Source organism: Pantoea sp. S61, assembly GCF_016625145.1.
Classification (GTDB): domain Bacteria; phylum Pseudomonadota; class Gammaproteobacteria; order Enterobacterales; family Enterobacteriaceae; genus Pantoea; species Pantoea rwandensis_B.
Genome location: NZ_JACVUO010000001.1, coordinates 259,471 through 282,617, shown reverse-complemented (window position 1 = coordinate 282,617; position 23,147 = coordinate 259,471). Strand labels below are relative to the sequence as shown.

25 protein-coding genes are annotated in these 23,147 nt (G+C 53.9%); 15 read left to right on the top strand and 10 right to left on the bottom strand.

The annotated features are described in order from the left end of the window. The first annotated feature begins 28 nt into the window (after positions 1-28). Positions 29-1,177, top strand: a complete 1,149-nt coding sequence (locus tag IAE30_RS01395) for an MFS transporter (RefSeq protein WP_200677980.1) — start codon at positions 29-31, stop codon at positions 1,175-1,177. A 73-nt stretch (positions 1,178-1,250) separates the two neighbouring features. Continuing rightward, positions 1,251-1,679, top strand: a complete 429-nt coding sequence (locus IAE30_RS01390; protein ID WP_200677977.1) for an NUDIX hydrolase — start codon at positions 1,251-1,253, stop codon at positions 1,677-1,679. On the opposite strand, the gene IAE30_RS01385 is transcribed toward IAE30_RS01390, so the two are convergent. The 3 genes from IAE30_RS01385 to IAE30_RS01375 all read right to left on the bottom strand — a co-directional run bounded on the left by IAE30_RS01385 (position 1,666) and on the right by IAE30_RS01375 (position 3,508). After that, on the bottom strand, positions 1,666-2,037 hold the full coding sequence (locus IAE30_RS01385) for a RidA family protein (protein WP_200677975.1): 372 nt from the start codon (positions 2,035-2,037) through the stop codon (positions 1,666-1,668). The genes IAE30_RS01390 and IAE30_RS01385 overlap by 14 nt on opposite strands. 10 nt (positions 2,038-2,047) lie before the next feature. Then, positions 2,048-2,458 carry a GNAT family N-acetyltransferase gene (locus tag IAE30_RS01380; protein WP_370585443.1) on the bottom strand — a complete coding sequence of 137 codons (411 nt, stop codon included), beginning with the start codon at positions 2,456-2,458 and terminating at the stop codon, positions 2,048-2,050. 303 nt (positions 2,459-2,761) lie between these two features. Next, a complete protein-coding gene (locus IAE30_RS01375) occupies positions 2,762-3,508 on the bottom strand; it encodes an SDR family oxidoreductase (protein ID WP_200537720.1) in 747 nt (248 codons plus the stop codon). Positions 3,509-3,607: 99 nt separating this feature from the next. On the opposite strand from IAE30_RS01375, the gene IAE30_RS01370 reads away from it, so the two are divergent. After that, positions 3,608-4,510, top strand: coding sequence for an AraC family transcriptional regulator (locus IAE30_RS01370; RefSeq protein ID WP_045833153.1), 903 nt, complete (start codon positions 3,608-3,610; stop codon positions 4,508-4,510). Here the strand turns inward: IAE30_RS01370 and IAE30_RS01365 are convergent. Continuing rightward, positions 4,507-4,929 (bottom strand): DUF2000 domain-containing protein, encoded by a 423-nt coding sequence (locus tag IAE30_RS01365; protein WP_200677972.1) that lies wholly within the window; start codon positions 4,927-4,929, stop codon positions 4,507-4,509. The genes IAE30_RS01370 and IAE30_RS01365 overlap by 4 nt on opposite strands. A 159-nt stretch (positions 4,930-5,088) precedes the next feature. Between IAE30_RS01365 and IAE30_RS01360 the strand changes: the two genes are divergently transcribed. Beyond that, positions 5,089-5,553: an Lrp/AsnC family transcriptional regulator gene (locus IAE30_RS01360; RefSeq protein ID WP_200677971.1), complete on the top strand. Its 465-nt coding sequence runs from the start codon at positions 5,089-5,091 to the stop codon at positions 5,551-5,553. Positions 5,554-5,709: 156 nt separating this feature from the next. On the opposite strand, the gene IAE30_RS01355 is transcribed toward IAE30_RS01360, so the two are convergent. From IAE30_RS01355 to IAE30_RS01345, 3 genes are read right to left on the bottom strand one after another with little or no spacing between them, the layout of a single operon-like run. Next, positions 5,710-7,074, bottom strand: coding sequence for a CitMHS family transporter (locus tag IAE30_RS01355; RefSeq protein ID WP_200677970.1), 1,365 nt, complete (start codon positions 7,072-7,074; stop codon positions 5,710-5,712). Between the two features lie 55 nt (positions 7,075-7,129). After that, positions 7,130-7,831 (bottom strand): RraA family protein, encoded by a 702-nt coding sequence (locus IAE30_RS01350; RefSeq protein WP_200677969.1) that lies wholly within the window; start codon positions 7,829-7,831, stop codon positions 7,130-7,132. Further along, positions 7,818-8,729, bottom strand: a complete 912-nt coding sequence (locus IAE30_RS01345) for a DUF1932 domain-containing protein (protein WP_200677968.1) — start codon at positions 8,727-8,729, stop codon at positions 7,818-7,820. The genes IAE30_RS01350 and IAE30_RS01345 overlap by 14 nt, the downstream gene beginning before the upstream one ends. A 246-nt stretch (positions 8,730-8,975) precedes the next feature. Here IAE30_RS01345 and IAE30_RS01340 point away from each other — a divergent pair, with 246 nt between their 5' ends. From IAE30_RS01340 to IAE30_RS01290, 11 genes are all read left to right on the top strand, one after another. After that, positions 8,976-10,853 carry a sigma 54-interacting transcriptional regulator gene (locus IAE30_RS01340; protein ID WP_200677967.1) on the top strand — a complete coding sequence of 626 codons (1,878 nt, stop codon included), beginning with the start codon at positions 8,976-8,978 and terminating at the stop codon, positions 10,851-10,853. Positions 10,854-11,098: 245 nt separating this feature from the next. Then, entirely contained in the window at positions 11,099-11,986 is an 888-nt protein-coding gene (locus tag IAE30_RS01335) for a LysR family transcriptional regulator (protein WP_160867672.1), read from the top strand. Between the two features lie 203 nt (positions 11,987-12,189). Then, on the top strand, positions 12,190-13,020 hold the full coding sequence (locus tag IAE30_RS01330; protein ID WP_234465398.1) for an alpha/beta fold hydrolase: 831 nt from the start codon (positions 12,190-12,192) through the stop codon (positions 13,018-13,020). 18 nt (positions 13,021-13,038) lie between these two features. Next, on the top strand, positions 13,039-14,163 hold the full coding sequence (locus IAE30_RS01325) for an LLM class flavin-dependent oxidoreductase (RefSeq protein ID WP_200677958.1): 1,125 nt from the start codon (positions 13,039-13,041) through the stop codon (positions 14,161-14,163). Between the two features lie 44 nt (positions 14,164-14,207). Further along, positions 14,208-15,173, top strand: a complete 966-nt coding sequence (locus IAE30_RS01320; RefSeq protein WP_234472648.1) for a BMP family protein — start codon at positions 14,208-14,210, stop codon at positions 15,171-15,173. A gap of 3 nt (positions 15,174-15,176) precedes the next feature. Then, positions 15,177-16,685 (top strand): ABC transporter ATP-binding protein, encoded by a 1,509-nt coding sequence (locus IAE30_RS01315; RefSeq protein ID WP_200677956.1) that lies wholly within the window; start codon positions 15,177-15,179, stop codon positions 16,683-16,685. After that, positions 16,678-17,775 carry an ABC transporter permease gene (locus IAE30_RS01310; protein ID WP_200677954.1) on the top strand — a complete coding sequence of 366 codons (1,098 nt, stop codon included), beginning with the start codon at positions 16,678-16,680 and terminating at the stop codon, positions 17,773-17,775. The genes IAE30_RS01315 and IAE30_RS01310 overlap by 8 nt, the downstream gene beginning before the upstream one ends. Beyond that, a complete protein-coding gene (locus tag IAE30_RS01305) occupies positions 17,757-18,698 on the top strand; it encodes an ABC transporter permease (RefSeq protein WP_200677952.1) in 942 nt (313 codons plus the stop codon). The genes IAE30_RS01310 and IAE30_RS01305 overlap by 19 nt, the downstream gene beginning before the upstream one ends. Positions 18,699-18,725: 27 nt before the next feature. Then, positions 18,726-19,127, top strand: coding sequence for a RidA family protein (locus IAE30_RS01300; protein ID WP_045815380.1), 402 nt, complete (start codon positions 18,726-18,728; stop codon positions 19,125-19,127). Between the two features lie 57 nt (positions 19,128-19,184). After that, positions 19,185-20,210: an aldo/keto reductase gene (locus tag IAE30_RS01295; protein ID WP_200677950.1), complete on the top strand. Its 1,026-nt coding sequence runs from the start codon at positions 19,185-19,187 to the stop codon at positions 20,208-20,210. Beyond that, positions 20,207-20,713, top strand: coding sequence for a flavin reductase family protein (locus IAE30_RS01290; RefSeq protein ID WP_045815378.1), 507 nt, complete (start codon positions 20,207-20,209; stop codon positions 20,711-20,713). Before IAE30_RS01295 ends, IAE30_RS01290 begins: the two co-directional genes overlap by 4 nt. Positions 20,714-20,748: 35 nt before the next feature. Here the strand turns inward: IAE30_RS01290 and IAE30_RS01285 are convergent, their stop codons facing one another. From IAE30_RS01285 to IAE30_RS01275, 3 genes are all read right to left on the bottom strand, one after another. After that, positions 20,749-21,132, bottom strand: a complete 384-nt coding sequence (locus tag IAE30_RS01285; protein WP_200677940.1) for a RidA family protein — start codon at positions 21,130-21,132, stop codon at positions 20,749-20,751. Positions 21,133-21,252: 120 nt separating this feature from the next. Continuing rightward, positions 21,253-22,320: an ABC transporter ATP-binding protein gene (locus tag IAE30_RS01280; RefSeq protein WP_200677938.1), complete on the bottom strand. Its 1,068-nt coding sequence runs from the start codon at positions 22,318-22,320 to the stop codon at positions 21,253-21,255. A 2-nt stretch (positions 22,321-22,322) separates the two neighbouring features. Then, positions 22,323-23,147, bottom strand: a complete 825-nt coding sequence (locus IAE30_RS01275) for a carbohydrate ABC transporter permease (protein WP_200537742.1) — start codon at positions 23,145-23,147, stop codon at positions 22,323-22,325.

Sequence of the window (23,147 nt, the reverse complement as noted above, 5' to 3'; positions counted from 1 at the left end):
ATACTTTTGACGCACATGGAGATGCAACATGACTCGTACCTTACCTGCTTTAGGCATGTTTGCCTTACTGGTTTTCATCATCGCCCTGAATTTACGACCGATTATGGCGGCCATTGGACCGCTGTTTCCGCTACTGCAACGCGAATCACACCTCAACGCTACCCAACTCAGTTTGCTCACTACCTTGCCGGTGGTGATGATGGGCGTGTCAGCCCTGGCGGGGCCATGGTTGCTTCGTTTTGTCGGAGAGGTTCGCGGGATCGCCGCAGGTTTGATTCTGCTGGCATTGGCTTGCCTGCTTCGCGGTGCTGTTCCTAATGTCGAGGTGCTACTTGCCAGTGCGCTGGTGGCGGGTACAGGGATTGGGTTAATTCAGGCATTGATGCCGGCGCTGATTAAACGGCACTTTGCTGCGCAGGCCGGCACGTTAATGGCACTGTTTACCACCGGGATCATGGCGGGTGCAGCGTTAGCGGCTGCAACGGCCGCCCCGTTGGCGGATGCGCAGGGGCTGGGCATGGCACTGGCACTGCCGGTTGTCCCCGCGATCGTTGCGGTACTGCTGTGGCTAATCATGTTGCGCCGCAGCGTTCCTGCTGCGAAGGATCAGCGTGCCAAACCCGTACAAACTAACCGTAATGGGTTGCTCATGGTGTTCTTCGGGATTGGCACGGGGGCTTACACGCTGGTATTGGCGTGGCTGCCACCGTTTTACATGCAGCATGGCTGGACACCGCAGCACAGCGGCTATGTGCTCGGTGCGCTGACGTTAACCGAGGTGGTGGCAGGCTTTATTGTGTCTGGCTTGATCCATCGCTTCCACGATCGTCGGCCTCCACTGCTGCTGGTGCTGACCCTCCTGCTGCTGGGATTAATCAGCCTGCTGTGGCTGGGCGGCGCGCTGGCGTGGTTGCCCACCGTGCTACTCGGATTGGGGATTGGTGCGTTGTTCCCGCTTTCATTGATCGTGACGCTTGATCACGCGCACTCCCCGGAAGAGGCGGCGGGCTTGTTATCCTTTGTGCAAGGCGGTGGCTATTTGCTGGCAGCGTTGATGCCATTGATTGCGGGCATCGTTCGCGATCGCGCCGACTCACTTAATAGCGCATGGGCCATCATGAGCGTTGGGGTTGTGGTTTTGATGATGATGGCAGTACGCTTCAAACCTCAGCGATAACTCTGCCCATGGCTTGCAGAAGGTTTAAGGCAACGCGTACCATTGCGGGCGATTAACACAACCAGGAGTTTTTATGTCACCACAAGTCGGTGTAGGCGTATTGATTTTCCGTGAAGGAAAACTGCTGCTGGGCCGCCGCAAGGGCAGCCACGGTGCAGGGGACTGGTCGGCACCTGGCGGACACCTGGAATTTGGCGAATCTCCGGATGACTGCGCGCGACGTGAAGTGCTTGAAGAAACGGGATTAACGCTGACTGAATTGCAAAACGGCGCGTTCACCAGTGATGTGTTCCCTGAGGCTAACAAACACTACATCACCTTGCTGCTGGTGGCACATCATCCTCAAGGTGAACCGCAGTTGATGGAACCGGAGAAGTGCGAAGGCTGGCAGTGGTTTGCACCTGAAGCGCTCCCGCAGCCGCTGTTCGCGCCGCTGCAAACATGGATTGCTCGCGATGGCGTAGCCGAATTGCAGCAGCTTGCACAGGTTACAGTGCGATAATCGCCTCAATCTCGACCTTCAGATCCGGTGAAAACAGCTGGCTAATTTGCACCAGCGAACTGGCGGGAAGATGATGGCCATAATGCTTAAAGAGTACGGCCCGCAGATCATTAATTTGGGCAAAGGAGGTGATGAAAATGGTCACTTTAATCAGATTGCTCAGTGAGGTATTTTCGGAAGCCACAATCAGGTGTAGCTGCTGAAAGATAGCCTCAGCCTGTGAGGCAATATCGCCTTGCTGCGCGGGCGTGGCGAAAGCCGTTAAGCCTGAGACATATAAGGTGTCGCCATGCTTTACTGCGTGCACATAAGGCGCTTTCACTTCCCCCAGTTCCGGGTAATTTTTGCGTATCAACATCGATTGCTCCTTATTCCAGTTTCAACACCATCACCGTGACGTCCTCATCGGCAATGTTTCGCTGTTCCACATCCTGCCAGCCAAAGCGGCGATACAAGGCCTGTTGGTCGGGCGTATACAGCCAAAGTGCAGGGATCGATTTTGCTCGCGCTTCGGCAATCAGCCGGGTCACTAATGCACTGGCCAACCCTTTACCGCGATGCTCGCGAGCGGTGATCACTTCACCCAGCCAAAATTCACGCTCGGGGATGTCACTCAATTCGTAATGGATGATGCTGGCGGTGGCCATTAATTCGCCTTCATGCGTGGCGGCAAACAGCGTCATCGTTTGGGCATCAGCGGCATTGCGTGATTCGAGGCGCTGGCGAATCACTTGCTCGTCACGCCAGTTAGGCAATTCGCTCCATTCATGATGCAACATGCGGGTCACTTGATCATAAAAAGTTGGCATCTGGGCCAGACAATGAATCTGCATCGAACATTCTTCAGGGCTAACGGGTGAGTCAAACACCATAACCGCTAACTCTGGAATGAACCAGGCTATTTGCTGCATGCTCGTCAGTTAAGAGCCGTTTTGCAAATGCTGCCACTGTTAAAAATGGCAGTTATTTTCGTGTGGGTGAGAATGCCGGAGTGCGGGTCAGAACCCCTCTGAACCGCACCAGACTGCGTTATCACCCGTCGCTTAACTGACAAGCCGTAAGCTATTAACCAGGTTTTATGCTCAAACGCTCTCGCGGGCCAATGCCACCGCATCTTCCCCGGCGGGAATGCGCATTGGTGCGTTGGGATCTGTGGCTGCTTGCCATATCGCGGCGGCGACATCGTCGGCTTTGGTGGTAGGCTGCGGTTGGTGCATGCCCGCCATAATGCCATCCAGCATAGGCTGATAGGCGTCGAGGAAGGTTTCCTCCATGCGCGGCATGGCATTCTTGCCGAAATCGGTGGTGGGCGCCAGGCCTGGCAACACCAGCCGCACATTAACATTAAACGGCTGCAACTCCAGCGCCAGTGATTCCGTAAACGCGTTGACGGCGGCTTTGCTACCCGTATACACCGCCAGCAGCGGCAGGGATTTCAGCGTCACGGTGGACGTCACGTTGATCACCGTACCGCTGCGTTTGGCGCGGAACTGAGGCAGCACCGCCTGCGTCATGGCGATAGTGCCCAGCGTGTTAGTCTCAAACACTTCGCGTACGGTGGACATCGGCGTGCCTTCCAGTGAAGTCAGCACACCAATCCCGGCGTTGTTCACCAGCACGTCGATTTCGCCTGCGTCCGCGATTGCCCGATTGATGCTTTCTGCATTAGAAACGTCCAGCGGCAATAAACGTAAATTTTCCGAAGCCGGGAATAGCGCCGGGCGAGGATGACGCATAGTGGCAATCACCTTCCAGCCGCGTTCCAGGAAATAGAGCGCGGTGGCGTGTCCGAAGCCAGAAGAACAGCCGGTGATGAGGATCGTTTTCATTTTTCACTCCTGCATTGCATTGGGTAGAGGCTCACTATAGAGTCAGTGAGATGGACTCACTACAATGCAAAGTCCACATTTCATTCGCAGGAGTCCATAATGATCGATCCCCTTGCTGAGATAGTGTCACTGCTGCAACCTCAGGCGGCCTTCTCAAAACGTGCACGCGCCAATGGCCGCTGGCGCGTAAATCGCAGTGAAACCGGACAGCCATTTTACTGCCTGGTGTTGGCTGGGCGCAGTCAGTTGAAGATGAAAGGGCATGAACCGATCCCGCTTGAGCAGGGCGATTTTGTCCTGATCCCGGCAGCGTGGGAATTCTGTATGAGCAGTGCCGAGCCACCCGAAGACGATGCACCTGAAACATTGCCGGAAATGCTCAGCCCCGGTGAATTCTGGATCGGCGATCAGCAACAGCCTGCCGAAGTTCAAACGCTGATAGGTTATTGTCAGTTTGGTGCGCCAGACGCGGGATTAATCGTCTCGCTGTTACCCCAATTTATTCATATTCGCGGTGAGTCACGGTTAACCACGCTGGTACAACTGGTGATGGATGAGTGTCGTGCGCAGCGTCCTGCTCGCCATGTGGTACTGGAACGCTTGCTGGAATTGCTGCTGATCGAGGCGCTGCGTTCAATGCCAATTTGCAATGCTTGCCCTGGCGTGATGAGCGGTTTAGCCGACGAACGCCTGGCGGCGGCCATCCGCGACATTCACGCCAACCCGGCGCATCCCTGGACTGTGGCGCAATTAGCCAAAGTTTCCGCGTTATCCCGTTCGGCATTCTTTGTGCGTTTCCGCGCAGCAGTGGGTGTAGCGCCGATGGTCTATCTGCTCACCTGGCGCATGGCTTTGGCCAAAAATTTACTGCGCGGCAAAAATATGGCGGTAGCGGATGTCGCAGAACGCGTCGGCTATCGTTCCGCCAGTGCGTTTAGTGTGGCCTTCACCCGTTATGTGGGGCAACCGCCCGCATGGTTTGCCGCTCAACGGGAAATCTAGCGGAACAGTTTAAGATTCCCCGTCAAACCAGTAATTTTCTTTTTGGGGCCAATCAGACCAATCGCAACCAGCTCAATATGGTCACTGTGGGCGCTGGCAATTCGCTCGCCATACTCCTCGTAGGTTTTACAAGACTGCGCCAGCGCACTAAACGGCATGGCGAAGATCTCTGGGTCCGCGTTGCTTACCTTTTGCAGTTCACGCAGATAGCCACCTTCCGCCAGCAGCACGGGTAGGGGAGCATAAATCACACCGGGATAGTTGAATCCATCTTCACTCTGCAAATCCGGGCCGACGATATGATCAACCAACTTGCCAAAGCTGATACCGATGACGCTGGCTGCATTCAGCGCCAGCCCGGTCGGTAACTGGTTGTCGATGATGAGGGTGCAGCGATGTTGGTGAGGATCGAATTGCATGGGTAACTCCGTAAGCGACTGAGATAAAGCGCCATGGTGGCTGAGGTGAAAATTATGCGGCAGGCAGTAAGAAAAGTGCTTGCGGAGTTTATGGAAAAAAGCATGAATTAAGGATAAATATTCCTGTTTAACGCTATCAATGGAAAGGATTAACCTTAAATGAGTTTAAGCAAGACAGACATCCAAATACTGGAACATTTACAGCAGGATGCGCGCGTGACGAATCAGGATCTTGCTGATGCGATTGGGTTGTCGGCATCGCCCACCTGGCGCAAAGTGCGCAAGCTGGAAGAAGATGAGGTAATTCAGGGCTATCGCGCCGTGCTTAACCGGCGCAAGATTGGCCTGAATGTGATGGTGTTCGTGCGTGTCAGCATCGACAGTCATAGCGAAGCCGAAGCACGTAAATTTGAAGCAGAAGTGACCGCGCTGGAAAATGTGGTCTCCTGCTACAGTATTGGCGGCGATGCAGACTTCTTATTGCAGGTGGTATCGGCAGATATGGATGCCTATGCGGACTTTGCGATGTCGGTTATTCGGCGATTGCCGGGAATTAAAGAGATGCAGAGTATGTTTGTGCTTAAGGAAGTGAAGGGGATGACGGGGTTGCCTTTACTGCCTTGAATTTAAGAATAATTATTAATTTAAGCGGCTTACCGTAAAGAGCACAATGGCCACGATGCGCAGAGATGGCGCTATAACACGGAGGTGATATGAGGGTTCTGACCGCTGAAGAAGGTCTGCATTTTTGGGGTCGCTACGGATAGCGACCCCAGTGTTTTAAATTCCCAACGGTAACTGCCCGGTTACAATGGCCATCCCAATAAAGATAAAGAACATTGGAATTGACCATTTAAAGAATGTTTTTTGATAGTCACCAAAACTCATCTCGGTGCGGCTCATCAACAGGAAAAGCCATGGGACTGTTGGACTGGCATAACGCAATGCTTGTCCCATAAAAGAGGCGACGCCAATTTCAGTGGGAGTGATGCCAAACGACTGCGCAATCGGTGCCACAACCGGCAAAATGCCAAAATAATAGGCATCTACTGGCAATGCATAACAAGCAATCGCACCAATAAATGAGAACAATAGTGCAGTATGACTTCCCATTGACTCTGGAATCAGACTCGCCATATGTTGTGCGACAGCGGCAGACATTCCGCTGCCATTAAATATTCCGAGAAAACATCCAGCAGCGATGATTAATGATGAGACGGCGACGGCATCACCGCCGTTTTCAATAATACGTGTGCGCTGATCGGCTGCCGAATAGTTGACTGTTAAAGCCAATGCAGTACCGACAAGGAAGACCATTGCACCACTTGCCCATCCCATGATTAATATCACCAACAAAACAACCGTGAGTATTAAGTTAAATAAAAACAGTTTGGGACGTTTTAGTTCTTTGTCATGATTCTTAATGACGTTAACCATGTCATCAATTTGTTGAGGTGTGACAATGGCTTTTTTGCCTTTTTCATAACCTAAACGTTTACGCTCTTTTGTACCCATAACATAGGCCATGAAGAATACGTAAATAAATGAAACTCCCAGTATGGGCAGTATGGCGACGAAAAGAGTATTGACCTCAAGATGAAGCACTGCCGCTGCACGCGCCAGAGGGCCGCCCCAGGGTAGGCAGTTGCCCAGTCCACAAGGCAAAATAATTAACATGGCAAGATTAGAGAGTTTCATACCCATTTGTTTAAATAGGGGTATAAAAGCCGTGGTGATGATAAGAATAGTCGTGGTGCCATCCCCATCTAAGGTAACGACTGAAGAGGTAAAGGCAGTGACCAGGATAATCTTCAGCGGATCACCATTAGCTTTACGAATGAGATAAGTACAAAGCGGATCAAACAAGCCGACGTTCATCATTAAGCTGAAATAAAGAACGGCAAATAGAATCATTATTGTCGGATTGACTGTCCCCAATGAGATTTTTCCACTCTCATTCTGAGAGTAGAATAATCCTTCTTTCATCCAGGTGAGCAGTTTATCTAAAGGGATTCCGCTGCTCAGGCAAAGCACAATGCCCACGCAGAGTGAAACCACAATTAATCCAGTGAAGGGTGAGAGTTTTTGTTTTATCACAAGGATAAGAAATGCTGCGATCAGCACGTAGCCTAGAATCGTTACCATCTAAGCGTCTCCATATTTTCATTTTTTATAATGTGTAGGGTACGATGTTTCAGGGTTACTTTTGTTCTGCCAGCAAGTCCGTTACCCATGAGGGGGCGAGGGGTGGTAGCGGCAAATTATCTTCCCGACAACGTGCATATTCATGAATAGCAGCGCGTCTCTCATCTTCATACGCGGCTTTTTTTTCTGCGATAGCTAAAACGGCTTCCACCTGATCACGAGGAATAACCGTTACACCATCGCAATCACCCACAATCAGATCACCGGGAACCACTTCAACGCCGGCGCATTGAACGACCGTGTTGATTTTTCCGGGACCGCGTTTGATGGGGCTGCGCTGCATGATGCCACGTGCATAAACGGGGATGGCCAATTCTGCAAGTCCGGTCTTATCGCGCACATATCCATCCATCACCACGCCACTCAAGCCAACGGCTTGTGCGGCACCCACCAGTAGATCGCCAATATAGGCGCGTTCAGGATAATTTTTACCGGCAATGACCAGCACATAGCCAGGCTGTGACTGATAAATCGCGACATGGATCGGGAAATTATCGCCGTCCTCGGTGTCTACCGTGCAGGCCGTGCCGACCATGACCTTGCGATCATCAAGTGGGTTGAGACCGGCATCCATGCAGCCGTTGCGTGGAATGCCCAGGCTTTGCATGCCATCACATAATAACGCCGGGCTAAGTGCGCGAGCACGATCCAGCAATGATTGAGGAATAAGGTCGGGTAAGGCTTTATAAGCTGTCATGATTATCTCCATTTGTATGTTTCACCAGCATTCGTATCGCGTCCTGATAGGGCATATCGCTGCCGTTTGCGCCGAGAAGGCTTTTCCAGTCATCTTTAGCCAGCCAATCTAGCTTTCGTTGCGTGGCTTCAGTCATTTCACTATTAACGCCAACCCCTTGTAACGTGGCTAAAGCATCTCGCATTTCGGCACTGCGGCGGGCGGCATGAATGAAAGTACGGGCAGTGAAGGTGTTGGCGAGTTGCTGAATAGTTTTACCCTCCAACGATTCAGCCAGTGATGCAGCGAGGGTATCCACTACGCCAAACTTCTCTGCACCCTGAAAAGCTTCAATGAAGAGCTGCGGTAAGCCTTTCATCACAACACTCTTCAGCATTTTGATAGCAGAGGCTGCTCCTGCTTCTCCATTCAGAATGCTAAGTCGCATGCCATAGACACTGAACGTTTCGTGAAAGCTGTCAGCACCCTCGCCGGCGAGCAGCATAGGGACACGATGTTGATTGCCCGGAACGGTGCCCATTACTGCAGCATCACAAAAGCGAATGCCGTGCTGCTTTGCGAGAGCAGCAATATCTTGCTTAACGGTGGGTGCGGACGAGTTCATATCAACATAAACCTGGTCAGCGTGCAGGCGTGGGATGAGTTGCTGCGCGATAGGCAAAGCGCTTGTCGCGCTTGTCAGGCAGAGAATAAAACGCGCATTGGTGCGACTGACATCCTCCGATGAGGCCAGGAGCGTCACTTTCGTATCTTGTGCGCGTTGCTGAATCTGCGGCCCGAGAAGTGGATGATTGGATTGCACATCATAGGCTGCCATCTCCAATTTTGCGCCCGAGCTATGCAAACCACTTGCTATCTGCCATGCGGCTTCACCAAAACCAATAAAGACTAAATCCATACAACATTCCTTTTCGTGGTCAGTAAGGGAATAGGGGCAAGGAACGTGCCAGAAGAAGAGGAATCATAAGGAAAAATGCAAGTTGATAATTTTTATTGATAAGATTCAGTAGGATGCAGCGTTAAATAATTGTGATTATTAGGTTTTAATTATGTTGACCTGGATCGCATATCGATCTCATAGGGATTGCAATGAAAGGTGCATGAAATACTCTGCAATGATATGCAATCATCAAGAGTTTGGCCTATGCAGAGCATCGCCGTTATCTCACCTTCAAGCCGATTAACAACTACCCTGACGTCAATTGTCGAAGGTAAAACGCTGCCCATCATTATCGCGGAAGCTTCACAGCAAACGGCTGTTGAAACGGCGCGGGGGCTGATTGAGCAGGGGGCGAGCGTGTTGATTAGCCGTGGGAAAACCGCAGAGCTACTCCGTACGCATTTCAACGTGCCGGTGGTAGAGGTGCGACATACTTTCTTTGATTGCTTCAATGCATGGACTCATGCACGCAAAATCGCGGATAAAGTGGTATTTCTCGCCACTTCTGAGGGATATCAGGAAATACTGAACAAATCGCGCCCCTTTATGCAAGATGTCCGGGTATGCGCTATTGATCCCTTTGATACACCGCAGGAAACCGAACGTAGTATTCAACGGCTGGTCGCTGAAGGTTTTAAAGTTGCTATTGGTGGTTTGTCATTGCAGCAAAGTGTGACGAGTCACGGCTTACATTATGTGATGTCTTATGCCGATGAAGACTCGGCGCTAGAGGCCGTCAACGAAGCGTTGCATCAATTGAGGATTGAGCAAGAAAGGGCTGAAAAGCGCATTGAGTTGGAGAGCCGATATACCATGATTGATACCATCTTCAACTGTGTATCCGAAGGTATATTCAGTATTGACCGCTCCGGCATTGTGACCAATATGAATGCCGTCGCTCGGGAGATGTTATTGCCGCTTCTTCCCGGACAAGCATTGCAAGATAGCACCTTACTGAATAACGTGCAGCTGGTGTTTGAAGGCGGTAGTGCATTAAATGGCGTGTTGGTCGAAGCAGGACATATGCCGTTAACGGTGAATATTGCGCCGATCATCCTGGACGAGCAAGTCGTCGGTGCCGTATGTACATTACAAAAACAGCAAGAAATTAAAACCCTGGAACAAAAAATGCGACGGCTGAGCGCCCGGGCGCACATTGCTGAGAAAACGTTTACAGACATCATTGGGAATAGTACGGCGCTGCAGCAAGTGAAACAACTGGCGTTGCGTTTTGCCGCTACAGACAGCACGGTAATGATTGAGGGTGAAACTGGCAGCGGTAAAGAGTTGTTTGCCCAAGGTATACATAATGCGTCAAAACGCGCAGGTGCCCCTTTTGTGGCTATCAATTGCGCTGCCTTTGCCCCCGGTGTGTTGGAGAGCGAGTTATTTGGTTATGTGAAGGGGGCGTTCACCGGGGCATTAAGTGAAGGTAAAGCCGGGATGTTTGAAATGGCTCACACCGGGACAATATTTTTAGATGAAATCAGCGAAACCTCTCCTGAAATTCAATTAAAGCTTTTACGTACCATTCAGGAACGTAAAGTCATGCGCATTGGCGATAGCAAAGTCACGCCGGTAGATATCCGCATTATTACCGCCAGTAACAAGGACCTACCCGCGTTAATACGTCAGGGCCGTTTTCGTGAGGATTTTTACTATCGTATCTGCGTGTTGCCTTTATTCTTGCCACCCTTGCGAAAACGACGACTGGACATCCCAGAGCTGATCGCATTTATCATCCAGTCACAAAAACTGCCGAGTATTCGTCTCAACTCGGCCGCGTTAACTCATCTTTGCCAACTGGACTGGCCCGGAAATATTCGTCAACTCAGCAATATCGTCGAGCGGCTTGCTGTGATGGCGCAAGGCGAACAAGTGGATATGCCCATGCTTTTACTGGCATTGCAGGATTCGGCACGCATGTCATTGATGGGGGATGAAACCGAGCATGAACTGGATGAAGCCTCAAGAATTCGACAAGCTTTTAAGCAGAGTAATAAAAATCGTGCGCTAGCGGCGAAGCTACTGGGAATCAGTACCACAACCCTGTGGCGTAAGATGAAAGCGTTAGGCCTTTGATTAAAGGCTGCATTCACGTGGAATGCAGCTTATCCATTTTACGCCTCTAACCCCGCATTATGCATGCCACGGCGTAGCGTGAAGTTCATGCCCATCGTCAGAAACGGATCTGGCGGATTCCACTCAGGCTTCGACAATGACAGCACTTCATCAATCGTATCGTTGCGTTTCCCCCGCCCGCCAGCGCCTGGAATAACTCTTGCATCTTCACCAGCGATCAATGCCGTGACTTGCTGGAGAAGGCTGTGAACCTGAATACCTATAAATATTTCAATGAAGTCGCTGCGACAGGATCGATACGTCGCGCCGCAGATCGCTTGCACGTAGCGCCATCCGCGATCAGTCGGCAGATTGCTCTGCTGGAGCACACGCTCGGCGTGATGTTGCTGGAACGCACCAATACGGGGATTCGTTTAACGCCAGCGGGCACATTGCTTGAGGGTTTCACACGCAAGATGTGTCGCGATCTCGACCGTATTCATGAGTCGATAAAAAATTTAAAAGGCTTGCGTGAAGGTGAAGTGAAAATATGGGTCATTGAAGCAGTGGTGCAGGCCATTCTACCGCGCATTATGACGGACTTTAATGAAAACTATCCGGCAATACAGTTTTCCATTAACAGCGAATCATCCGATCGCACTATTGAAGCGATAATTCGAGACGAAATTGATATCGGTATTGTGTTTAATATGGGTGACCGCCCTGGAATAGAAGTGATTAAACGCTGTGCTGCACCCATTCAGTGCCTGGTTTCACCCGGTCATCCACTGGCACAACATCAATCTTTAAGCCTGGAGGATATTTGTTTTTATCCGATTGCCTTGCCGGTTTCCAGTTTTGGTATGCGGCAAACCTTCGATAAAGTGACGCGCAGCCTGCATCTGCATCCGCACTCCATCGTCAATACCAATAACCTCGAACTCACCAAAGCCATGGCGATTGCCGGGCGCACTCTGACCATCGGTCCAAAGCAGATCGCTGCCCGCGAGATCGAACAAAATATGTTGCGCGCTATTCCCATCGATAATGAGGCGATGGAATCAGCCAACATTGAAATATGTGTCCATCGCGATCGCACACTCTCTTTTGCTGCTCATCAATTTCTAAAACATGTGTGCCGGGAATTTAATTAATCATGATTTCTTCCGTGATTTTCGCCGTTTTCGTCATAACCATCTCTTATCCATAAATTAAAAAATGAGGAAATTGACCGGGTTAATGAGTTGGTTTTTTGTGTTCTAAAAGTGGCAACGCGGCGTGCTGCATTCGGTATTACTGATAGCCCGAAATAGCGTGGTATTTATTTTCCATCGCAGAGTTTACACATCAGAAGTGAATGCTTGTCGCCAACCAGGGGAAAACCATGCCGGACATCATGACTAACGGAATTCGAACGCATTACGACATCGAGGGAACAGGTCCGGCGCTTATTTTTGTGTCAGGACTCGGCGGCACCGCCGCGTACTGGCAGCCGCAACTCGCAGCCTTTGCGCAGCACTACACCGTGGTGACTTACGATCAACGCGGTGCAGGCAGCTCAGATCATCCCGCTGGGCCTTACAGTATTGACACGCTGGTGGAGGATTTGCTGGCGCTGATTGCTGCGCTGAAGCTGGAGCGACCTGCGTTGATTGGTCATTCCACCGGTGGCGCGATTGGCCAGCTGCTGGCCGCGCGTCAGCCTGGCTTGCTCTCCGGCATGGTGCAATATGCCAGCTGGGCAAAATCAGATATGCATTTTAACTGGTGCTTCCGTATGCGCCGTGCGTTGCTGCTCGGCAGCACCATGGAAGAGTATGTGCACGGTAGTGCGCTGTTCCTGTATCCGCCTGAGCATATCAAAACCCATGCGGAGACCCTGTCGCCGGGATTGCTGGCCTCAGCAACCCGTTTTCCCGCGCGTGATGTGGTGCTCAGCCGTATTGACGCCATTATGGCGCATGACGCCACCGCGCACCTGGCAGCCATTCAAACGCCAACGCTGGTGTTGTGTGCAGAGGATGACATCCTCACGCCGCCTTATCAGTCACGCTTTCTGGCGCAACACATCCCCGGCGCAGAGCTGAAAATTGTGCCGCAGGGTGGTCACAGCTTCTCCGAAAGCGAAACGTCATTATTCAACCAAATTACGCTCGAGTTTCTCGCGGGCATTCACGCGTCAGCGTAATGAATGAAGGAGTGTCACATGAGCCATTCTGATCAACGCAATGTGGAGTTCGGTGTCTTTCTGCCGGTAGGTAACGGCGGTTGGATCACCTCAACAACCAGCCCGCAGTTGCCTGCCACTTACGACTACAACAAACAAGTGACAATTCTGGCGGAGCAGTTGGGGTTTGATTTTGCCCTGTCGATGGCGAAGTGGCGCGGTTACGGCGGTCCCTCGCAACACTGGGACGTCACGCTGGAAAGTTTAACCACCATGGCGGGCCTGGCCGAAGCCACCAGCCGGATTGGTGTTTGGGGCACGGTGCACACCATGGTGTTTCACCCTGCGGTGGTCGCCAAAATGAGCGCCGTGTTGGATCAAATCTCCAAAGGACGTTTTGGCCTCAACATCGTATCTGGCTCGAATCCTACCGATCAGGGGCAGATGGGGTTGTGGATGGATCTCGACCATGCCGAGCGCTATGAGTTGGCCGCTGAGTGGTTGACGGTGCTGAAGCGTTTGTGGACGGAGGATCGTGTTGATCATCAGGGCAAGCATTATCAATTGACCGACTGCATGTCGAATCCTAAACCGGTTTCGCCGCCGCCGATTATCTGCGCAGGCGCGTCGGATCGCGGTTTCCTGTTCACCATGGAGCACTGCACCGGCAGTTTCATGCTGGGTTCTGACCACGATGACTTCATCAAAACCGGGCTGCGTGCCAAAGAGCTGGCATTGCAGCAAGGCAAGCCGGATTTCAAAACCTACGGCTTGTTCACCATCATCCCGGGCGCCACCGATGCAGAAGCGCGTGAACGTGTGGCGCTGTATGACGCCGGTGTCGACACCATCGCGCTCGATAACCAGACGCGTGAATACTCCGGTGACAAGAGCTTTAAACAGAACACCATGGCGCAGCGCTTTGTTTCACAGGGGGAACAGCGTAACTCCATGACACGTGCCGCGCTGGTGGGTTCAGCGGAAACCATCGGCAACAAGTTGGCGGCGATTGTGAAGGGTGCGCAACTGGATGGTGTGACGGTGATCGTGCCGGACTTTATCGATGACCTGCGCATTGTCGGCACCGACGTACTGGAAGTGCTGGAGCACCACGGCGTGAATACCCATGCCCGTGCCTATCAAAAATCCATGACCGCTTCGTAGGGGAATTCCCCTGCCAAAACGTAAATCACTTTACCGGGAGTCAAATGATGAGAATAAAGATGATGATGGCTGTTGCTGTGGCTGCGGTATTGGCGAGCAGTGCCATTCAGGCGGATGAGAGCAAACCGCGCGTGGCGGCGCTGTTTACACAAACCGTTACGCAGGGCTCGTGGGATATGGCCGGGTATGCCGCGTTTAAGTCGATGGCGACGAAAGAGGGATTTGCGCCCAGCTATCTTGAGCACACCACCTATGAAGCCGCACCGTCGGTGTTACGTCAGCTGGCCTCGGATGGCGTGAAGTTAATTATCGCGCACTCTTCGGGTTATTCCGCGGCCATCAAAGAAGTTGCCCCTTCGTTCCCGAACACGCAGTTCGTGTTGTATTCCTATGAAGGTTCCACCTCCAACTTGCCAAACTACTCGGCGTGGTCAGTGGATTGGGATGAGTACGGCTTTGTGCTGGGCGCGTTAGCCGCCAGCGCCAGCAAAAACGGGCACATCGCGGTGATCAGCGGCGAACCGATTCCGTCCGCTGAACGCACCGTGCAGTTCATCAAGAAAGGCGCTGCCTATGTGAACCCGAAAGTGCAGGTGGATTCTGCTTATGTCGGTTCGTTTACCGATGTCGCGCGTGCCAAAGAGATCGCCACTGGCGCCATCGCACGCGGCGCTGACTTTGTCATTCCTTCTGCAGATACCGCTGACGCGGGCATCCAGCAGGCGGCAGATGAGGAGGGCGTGTTGACCATCGGTTCCTACACCGATCAATCCAAATCCTTCCCGAACTCCATCATGACCTCAACGGTGATGAACTTTGATAAATCCTACGCGGATATCGGCAAGCATTATGCCGATCACCAATTAGGCAACCGCATCATCACCGAGAACCTCTCCACCAATGGGTGGACGTTATCGACGCCCTTTGCGCACGTCGACAAATCCGTGCAGGACAAAGTGTTCCAGGTCATCGCCGATCTGAAGTCCGGCAAAGTGAAGATTGAGGAGTAAGGCATGAGCAGCCCGCTAATCGAACTCGATCATGTTTCGAAGCGCTATCCCAACGGCTTCGTGGCGCTGGAAAACGTGTCACTGTCGCTGTTTCCTGGTGAGATCCATGCGCTGTTGGGGGAGAACGGAGCGGGCAAATCCACGTTGATGAACATTCTGTACGGCGTGCACGAACCCAGCGCAGGCGGGGTACTGATGGGCGGACGGCAGGTGATTCATCGGCGACCGGCTGACGCCATCGCCAATGGTATTGGTATGGTGCATCAGCACTTCAAGCTGGTGGCTCCGTTTAGCGTGGCCGAGAATCTGGCGCTGGTGGCGCGCGGTGCACAGCGAAAAACGTTACGGCGTCACGCAGGGGTTCGCGATTTCATGCAGCGTTATGGCGTCGATCTCGACCCTAACGCGATTGTGGGTCATTTACCGCTGGCATTACAGCAGCGCGTGGAAATCCTTAAGGCGCTGGTGAATGACACGCGCGTGTTACTGCTGGATGAGCCCTCCACCATTCTCACTCCGGTTGAAATCCGCGCACTTTACGCCACGTTGCGCCGCATCAGCGATAGAGGCACGGCGGTGGCGGTGGTCACGCACAATGTCGATGAAGTGCTGGCACACGCCGATCGCTATACGGTGTTGCGTCGCGGTAAAACCAACGGCAGCGGGCTGACGGCGGCGTGCAGCGCAGAACAGCTGGTCGAGAAAATTGTGGGCCGCACTGTTAGCAGCGGTACACGATTGGGCGCGCAGCGTCTCGCGGGTGGAGAACAGCTGAAAATTCAAGGGGTGAATGTGCGCCCGGGCAGCGGCTCGCCGGGTTTGCATGACATTAACCTAAGGTTAGCGGCGCGCGAGGTGGTGGGCGTAGCGGGTGTGGAAGGCAATGGTCAAAGCGAACTGTTTGCGCTACTGGCCGGTGAGTCTGTTCCGGACAGCGGTGAAATTCAGCGCAGTGATGCACAGGTCACGCTGGCGCTGGTGCCACAAGACCGCCATCACGAAGGGTTATCCCTCGATCTACCGGTATCACACAATCTGCTCTATCCCGACATTATGCAGGGACACTATCGCCGCTTCGGGCTGCTCGATCACTCAGCGATTGCGCAGCGCGCCTGCGAGATGATCGACCAGTCCGACATTCGTACGCATTCACACGCCAGCCCGGCCCGATCGTTATCGGGCGGTAATCAGCAAAAAATCGTCGTTGCGCGCGCCATGGCGCAGGACGCCTCGATCATCGTGGTGTATCAACCCACGCGCGGGCTGGATTTGGCCGCCGCCGAAGCCGTGCTGATGCGGCTGGCCGATGCCGCCGATGCGGGTACCTCGGTGCTGATTATCTCCTCCAATATCGAGGAGCTGATTCGCGTTTCGGATCGCATTGTGGTGATGAACGGTGGGCGGATAACAGGCGAAGTCACGGGTGAAGCAATGAATATTGAACGCATCGGCACGCTGATGACATCGGGTCGTAGTCTGTCTTTACAAGGTGCAGGAGAAGTCCATGTCTGAATCATTAAGCGCCTTAACCGAGACCCGCGCCGGATTGCGTCGGGCATTAGCGCAGCTGAGCGCTTCACGATCGCTGTGGGTCACGTTGAGTGCTTTTATCGGGTCCCTGATTCTGGGGCTGGCTTTAATCACCGCGCTGGGCGTGCCGATGCAAGGGGCGATAAGCACCGCCTTTGACGGCGCTTTCGGTTCGGTGCGTGCGCTCTCCGACACGCTGGTGTTTATGACGCCGCGCCTGCTGGTCGCGCTGGGCGCATTAATCGCCATTCGGGGAGGCATGTTCAACCTCGGCGGTGAAGGGCAACTGCAGATGGGGGCGATTGGTGCCATGCTGCCATTCCTCGCCTTCGGTGATCTGGGGCCCGCGCTGCTTCCCTTCGCCATCCTGAGCGGTGCACTGTGTGGAGCCTTCTGGGGCGCGATTCCTGCGCTGCTGAAAGTGTGGCGCGGCGTGGATGAAATTATCGTCACACTAATGATGAATTTTATCGCCATCTACACGCTGAAATATCTGGTTCAGGGCCCGCTGCGTCCGCTGGGCTCCAACTTCAATATGTCCGCGCAAATTCCTGCTGATGGGGTGTTTCAGCCATTGATTGAGGGCGCGCGATTGCACGCTGGCGTCTTTCTCGCACTGCTGATCGCGCTGGGGGTGTGGGTCATGCTCAATCATACCGCGTTTGGTCTCAAGCTGCGGGCCAGCGGACAGAGTCCTCGCTTTGTGAAATTACAGGGGCAGTCTGCCGCCAAAACCGTGCTCTCCAGCATGGCGATTTCCGGTGCGGTCAGTGGGCTGGCGGGCACCTTTGAAGTGCTCGGCGTGCAGTATCGCCTGATTGATGGTTTCTCATCCGGGCTGGGTTTTGAAGGGCTGGCGGTGTCATTTCTCGCTGGATTACAGCCGATTGGGGCGGTGATCGTCTCCCTCTATTTCGGTGCAATTAACAGTGCGGCGCTGGCGTTGCAAAGTACCTTCTCGATTCCGGCCGCGCTGGCGGATGTGCTGGGGGGTATGCCGATTCTGATTCTGGCGGTGTTAAGTGGCGTGATGCTGGTGAAAGGGAGGCCGGTATGGAATTCAACACTGTAACTCTGGCGCTGTTTCTGGCTGGGGGGTTGAGGCTGTGTGTGCCTGTGTTGCTGGCAGCATTGGGGGAAACCCTCTCTGAGCGCGCGGGTGTGTTCACCATCGGGCTGGAAGGATTAATGCTGTTTGGCGCGGCAAGTTCCGCGCTCGGGCTGATGTGGAGCGGATCGCCCGTGCTGGCGCTGGGCGTGGGCATGTTCGGTGGGTGTGTGGCGGCGCTGCTGCTGGCATTGGGCACGGTGGTCGCGCGTGCTAACCAAATCGTGATGGGCATTGGTTTCAACCTGTTTGCCATTGGTGCGACTTCGCTGATGCGTCAGTTGTGGCTGAGCGGTGCACCGCCAGCAGGTTCGATGCGTGCGGTATCTATGCTGAAACTGCCGGGATTGTCCGATCTGCCGCTGGTAGGACGCGCGCTGTTTTCCCAAAGCCCGGTGTTTTATCTCGCGGTGCTGGTGGCCGTGGTGCTGTGGGGCGTTTTGCGCTTTAGCCGCACGGGCTTGTTACTGCGTGCTGTCGGGGAAAATGCGCTGGCCGCTGATGCTGCCGGGCATTCGGTATTGCGTATCCGTTTCAGCGCGACCTTGTTTACCGGGCTGATGGCGGGGCTGGGCGGTGCGTATCTGTGCATCGTGGCGTCCGGTGGCACCTTCGTTGACAACATGACCGCCGGTCGCGGCTATCTGGCCATCGCCATTACCCTCTTTGCGCGCTGGATGCCGCTGCGCGTGCTGCTGGTCGCGATGGTGCTGGGTCTGCTCGAAGCCCTGCAGTTCCAGGGGCAGTATTTGGGCGTCAACATTGCGCCATCGTTGCTGATGGCGATGCCGTTTGCCGTTGCGCTCATCGCCTGGATCATGATGGGCAAAGCGGGCGCCGCGCCGGGTGATTTAGGGCGTCCGTTCCTGCGCGGCAACGGACGTTAATCCATTTTTAACTAACAGGAGTGACAGATGAATCAGGCAATCAATCCCGAAGGCTGGATTATCGGCAAAACCGCCACAGGCCTTAACCACCTGAACTGGGGCGTGAAAGCAGGCAATCACGTGTATGTGGCCGGCATGTTGTCGACCGATCCCATTGATGGTGGCCTGGTGGGCGTGGGCGATATTGAAGTGCAAACACGCCGCGTGCTCGACAGTATCAAAGTGGTACTGGAGTCGGCAGGCAGCAGCATGGATCACGTGGTGATGAATCAGATCTTCCTGCGCAATCTGGAGGATTACCACAAGTTCAATGAAATCTACGTCAGCTATTTCCCGGCGATTTTACCCGCGCGTTTCTGCGTCAAGCTGGAGATGGTACGACCGGAGTTTCTGGTTGAGATCGCCACCACGGCGGTGATTCCCGCATAAATGGGCGGCTCCAGGGCCGCACCTCAATGAACACCACTCTCTAATGAGGATGTTTGCATGCAATACCGTTATCTCGGGCGTAGCGGGCTAAAAGTGTCCGAAATCTGCCTGGGTTCCATGATGTTTGGTGGGGCCACCGATGAAGCCACAGCTCAGCGCATTATCGCCGATGCCAGTGCCAGCGGGGTCAACTTCATCGATACCGCCGATATGTATAACAAAGGCGAATCCGAACGTATAGTCGGACGTGCCCTCGCGGCCGATCGTCATCGTTGGGTGCTGGCGACGAAAGTGGGCAATCCGATGGGAGAGGGGCCGAATCAGCGCGGCATGTCGCGCAAATGGATTCGCGAGGCCGTGCACGGGTCACTGACGCGTCTTGGCACCGATTACATCGACGTGCTTTACATGCATAAAGCCGATTTCGCCGCGCCACTGGAGGAGATGGTACTGGCCTTTGCCGACCTGATCCGTGAAGGGAAGATCGGCTACTTTGCTGTATCAAATTTCAAAGCCTGGCGCCTGGCGGAAACCGTGCGCCTGGCGCATGAAGCAGGTATTACCGGGCCGATTGCCACTCAGCCGCTGTACAACCTCGCCAACCGCGAGGCTGAGGTGGAGATTCTGCCTTCAGCTGCCTATTTTGGCGTCGGCACCGTGTGTTACAGCCCGCTGGCGCGCGGCATTCTTACCGGAAAATATAGGGTAGGCGAAGCCCCGGACAGCACCAGCCGTGCCGGGCGCGCCGATCCGCGCATGCTGGAAGCCGAATGGCGTCCGGAGTCGTTGCAGATGGCCAGTGAGTTAGCAACCTATGCCGAACGCACCGGCCGTCAACCTGCGCATTTCGCGCAACAATGGGTCATGCGCAATAAACTCGTGACCAGCACGCTGGTGGGACCGCGCACGTTTGAACAGTGGCGTGAGGGCGTTGCCGCGCTGGATTGTCCGTGGTCCGAAGAAGATGAAGTGTTCTGCGACCGTCTGGTGTCACCGGGTAAAGGCACCAGCCTTGGGCCGGTCGATCCCCATCATCCGATTGAAGGCCGCATCGTCGGTCAATCTGCAGCAGGTGCACAATGACGGATTCACTTCTGATGCCGGGTATTGCTGATGCTTATCGCGGCGGTATGCGCCAGCTGGCAGCGGGCGTTTGCCTGATTACCAGCGCTGATCAACAACAGCCGGGCGGGATGATCGCCACGGCGGTGACATCCGTCAGCGCTGAACCCCCCACGTTGTTGGTGTGCGTCAATCGTCATGCCTCGATGTTTGAACTCATTCAGCGCAGCGGCCATTTTTGCGTCAACGTATTGGCGGCTGATGCGCTGGGATTAGTGGATATTTTCAGTACGGCAGCGCGCCGCGCGGAACGTTTTGCAACGGGTGAATGGCAGCAGGATGCTGAAGGTTCGCCAGTGGCGGCGGACGCGCTGGTGGCCTTTAGCTGCAAGTTGGTTAATACCGTTGACTGGCATACGCATGCCATCTTTCTTGGCGAAGTGACCGAAGTGGTGCATCCGAACACGGATGCGCAACCGATGGTGTATCACGATCGCGGGTTTCATCAACTCGCTACGCTGTAACCAATGAACGGGAGGTTTACCACCTCCCGTTACTCTCAAGGCACCATTATCACCACATCAATTTCCAGCAATAATTCCGGCTCGGCGAGTGCAGAGATTTGAAACAGCGTGCTGGCAGGCAACTCTAGCCCTTCAAAGAAACGCTGGCGCACCGGATGAATGTGCGGCACCAGTGCCAGGTCGGTGACATAGGTGGTGGTGCGCACAATCCAGTCGCGCTCTGCACCCAACCCCTCCAGCAAACGATCGATATTGGCATATACCTGCTCGACCTGCTGTTGCATGTTTCCAATGCCGACCACGTTTCCCTCTTCATCCCACGCGACTTGCCCGGTCGGGAAAACCGGCGTACCGGGACGAATTTTGACGTGATTATAATAGCTGCGCGCCTTTAAACCGGCGGGATTGATAATGCTCATAACGCTCCTTAACCCTGTTTCGTTGGCGAATGTTTTCGCCTCAAGGCTATCACCCGCGCACATGAGCGGGTAAAGGTATCCCGGCAACGCAGCGTTGCCACTAAAGCAACACGGCGGCGATTACAAGCGCTTTTGTGAGGCAGCATCGAACAGCATCGCACGCGCATAGTCCACTTCAACGGCGATAATATCGCCCGCTGCGGCCCCGGAACGTTGGGTGGTAAACAGCATCACCTCATGCCCGAATAAGCTGCCGTGGATCAGCTCGGATAAACCGGTGGGCTCGACGAGAGAAACCTCCATTGGCAGCGCGTGTGGAGTACCTGCTGAAGCCAGTGCGATGTTTTCAGGTCTGATGCCATAAATGACTTCACGACCTTCAGGCTGATTGGCCCATGCCGGGTTAGCGGGCAACAGCGCGCTGTCGCCGATGCGTACGCCGTTTGTCGTGACAACGCCATTGATAAAGTTCATGGACGGTGAACCGATAAAGCTGGCGACAAACTTATTGGCCGGAGTGTCATACAGCTCCAATGGCGTCCCCACCTGCTGGATCACCCCGTGGTTCAGCACCACAATCCGGTCTGCCAGCGTCATCGCTTCAACCTGATCGTGCGTGACATACACGATGGTGTTGTTCATCTGCTGATGCAGGCGTTTAATCTCGACGCGCATCTTGCCGCGCAGTTGTGCATCCAGATTGGAGAGCGGTTCATCAAATAGAAACACCTGCGGCTGGCGCACGATCGCACGTCCCATCGCCACACGTTGTCGCTGTCCGCCCGACAGTTCTTTTGGTCGACGATCCAGCAGGTGTGAAAGATTAAGGATATCCGCGGCACGCTTCACTTTCTCCTCAATCTCCGCACGCGGACGTTTCTGGATTTCGAGGCTAAAGCCCATATTGCGCGCTACGGTCAGATGCGGATAAAGCGCGTAACTCTGAAACACCATCGAGATATCACGATCTTTCGGGGCGACATCATTCATCAGTCGTTTTCCGATGCGGAGATCGCCGCTGCTCGCCAGTTCAAGCCCGGCAATGGTGCGCAGCAAGGTGGATTTGCCACAGCCAGACGGCCCGACCAGCACCACGAATTCACCATCGTTAATGGTGAGGTTAATATCGCGCAGGACTTCAACATTGCCGTAGCGTTTGTCGATCTGCGCCAGTGTAATTTCTGCCATGTTTACCCCTTAACCGCGCCAGCGGTCAGACCCTGAACCAGATATCGTTGAATAAAGGCGAAGAACAGACAGGCAGGAATTAGCGCCATTACGGCTGCGGCCATCATTTCACCCCATGAAACGGCAAATTTGGAAACGAAGCTGAGTAATCCCACCGGGAAGGTCATCACTTCGTTTTTGTTGATCAGCATTAGCGAGAACAGCAGTTCGCTCCATGCCGCGGTAAACACAAAGCCGAGCGTCGCGGCCATTCCGGGTAACGTCAGCGGGACCAGCACCCGATACAGCGCCTGAAAACGCGTGCAGCCTTCCAGCATCGCCGACTCTTCCAGATCTTTTGGAATGGCATCAAAGAATGACTGCATCAAAAAGGTGGCAAATGGGACGTTAAAGGCGGTGTAAATCAGCACCAGACCCAACAGACTGTTGGTCAGGCCGAGCGGAGCCATGACGCGATAAATCGGGGCGATGATCATCACCAGCGGGAACATCTGCGTGAACAACAGCAGCGCCGCCATCACCATCTTGCCGCGAAAGTGAAAACGCGAAAATGCATAGCCGGCACCGGCAGCAATCAGCGTGGTCAGGAATGCGGTGCTGAAAGAGACGATCAGGCTATTGCTGAAGAAGGTGGGGAAATCACTGTCGGTCAGCACTTTTTGAAAGTGGCCTAAGGTGAAGCCGCCGGGCAACAGTGTTACGCCCTGGCTGAACAGCAGTTGATCCGGCGTAACGGAAATCTTAATGATCCAGTAGAGCGGAAACAGGGCAAACAGCAGGTAGAGTGCAATGCTCACGCGGTGGCCAATCATCGGTAACAGTTTCAT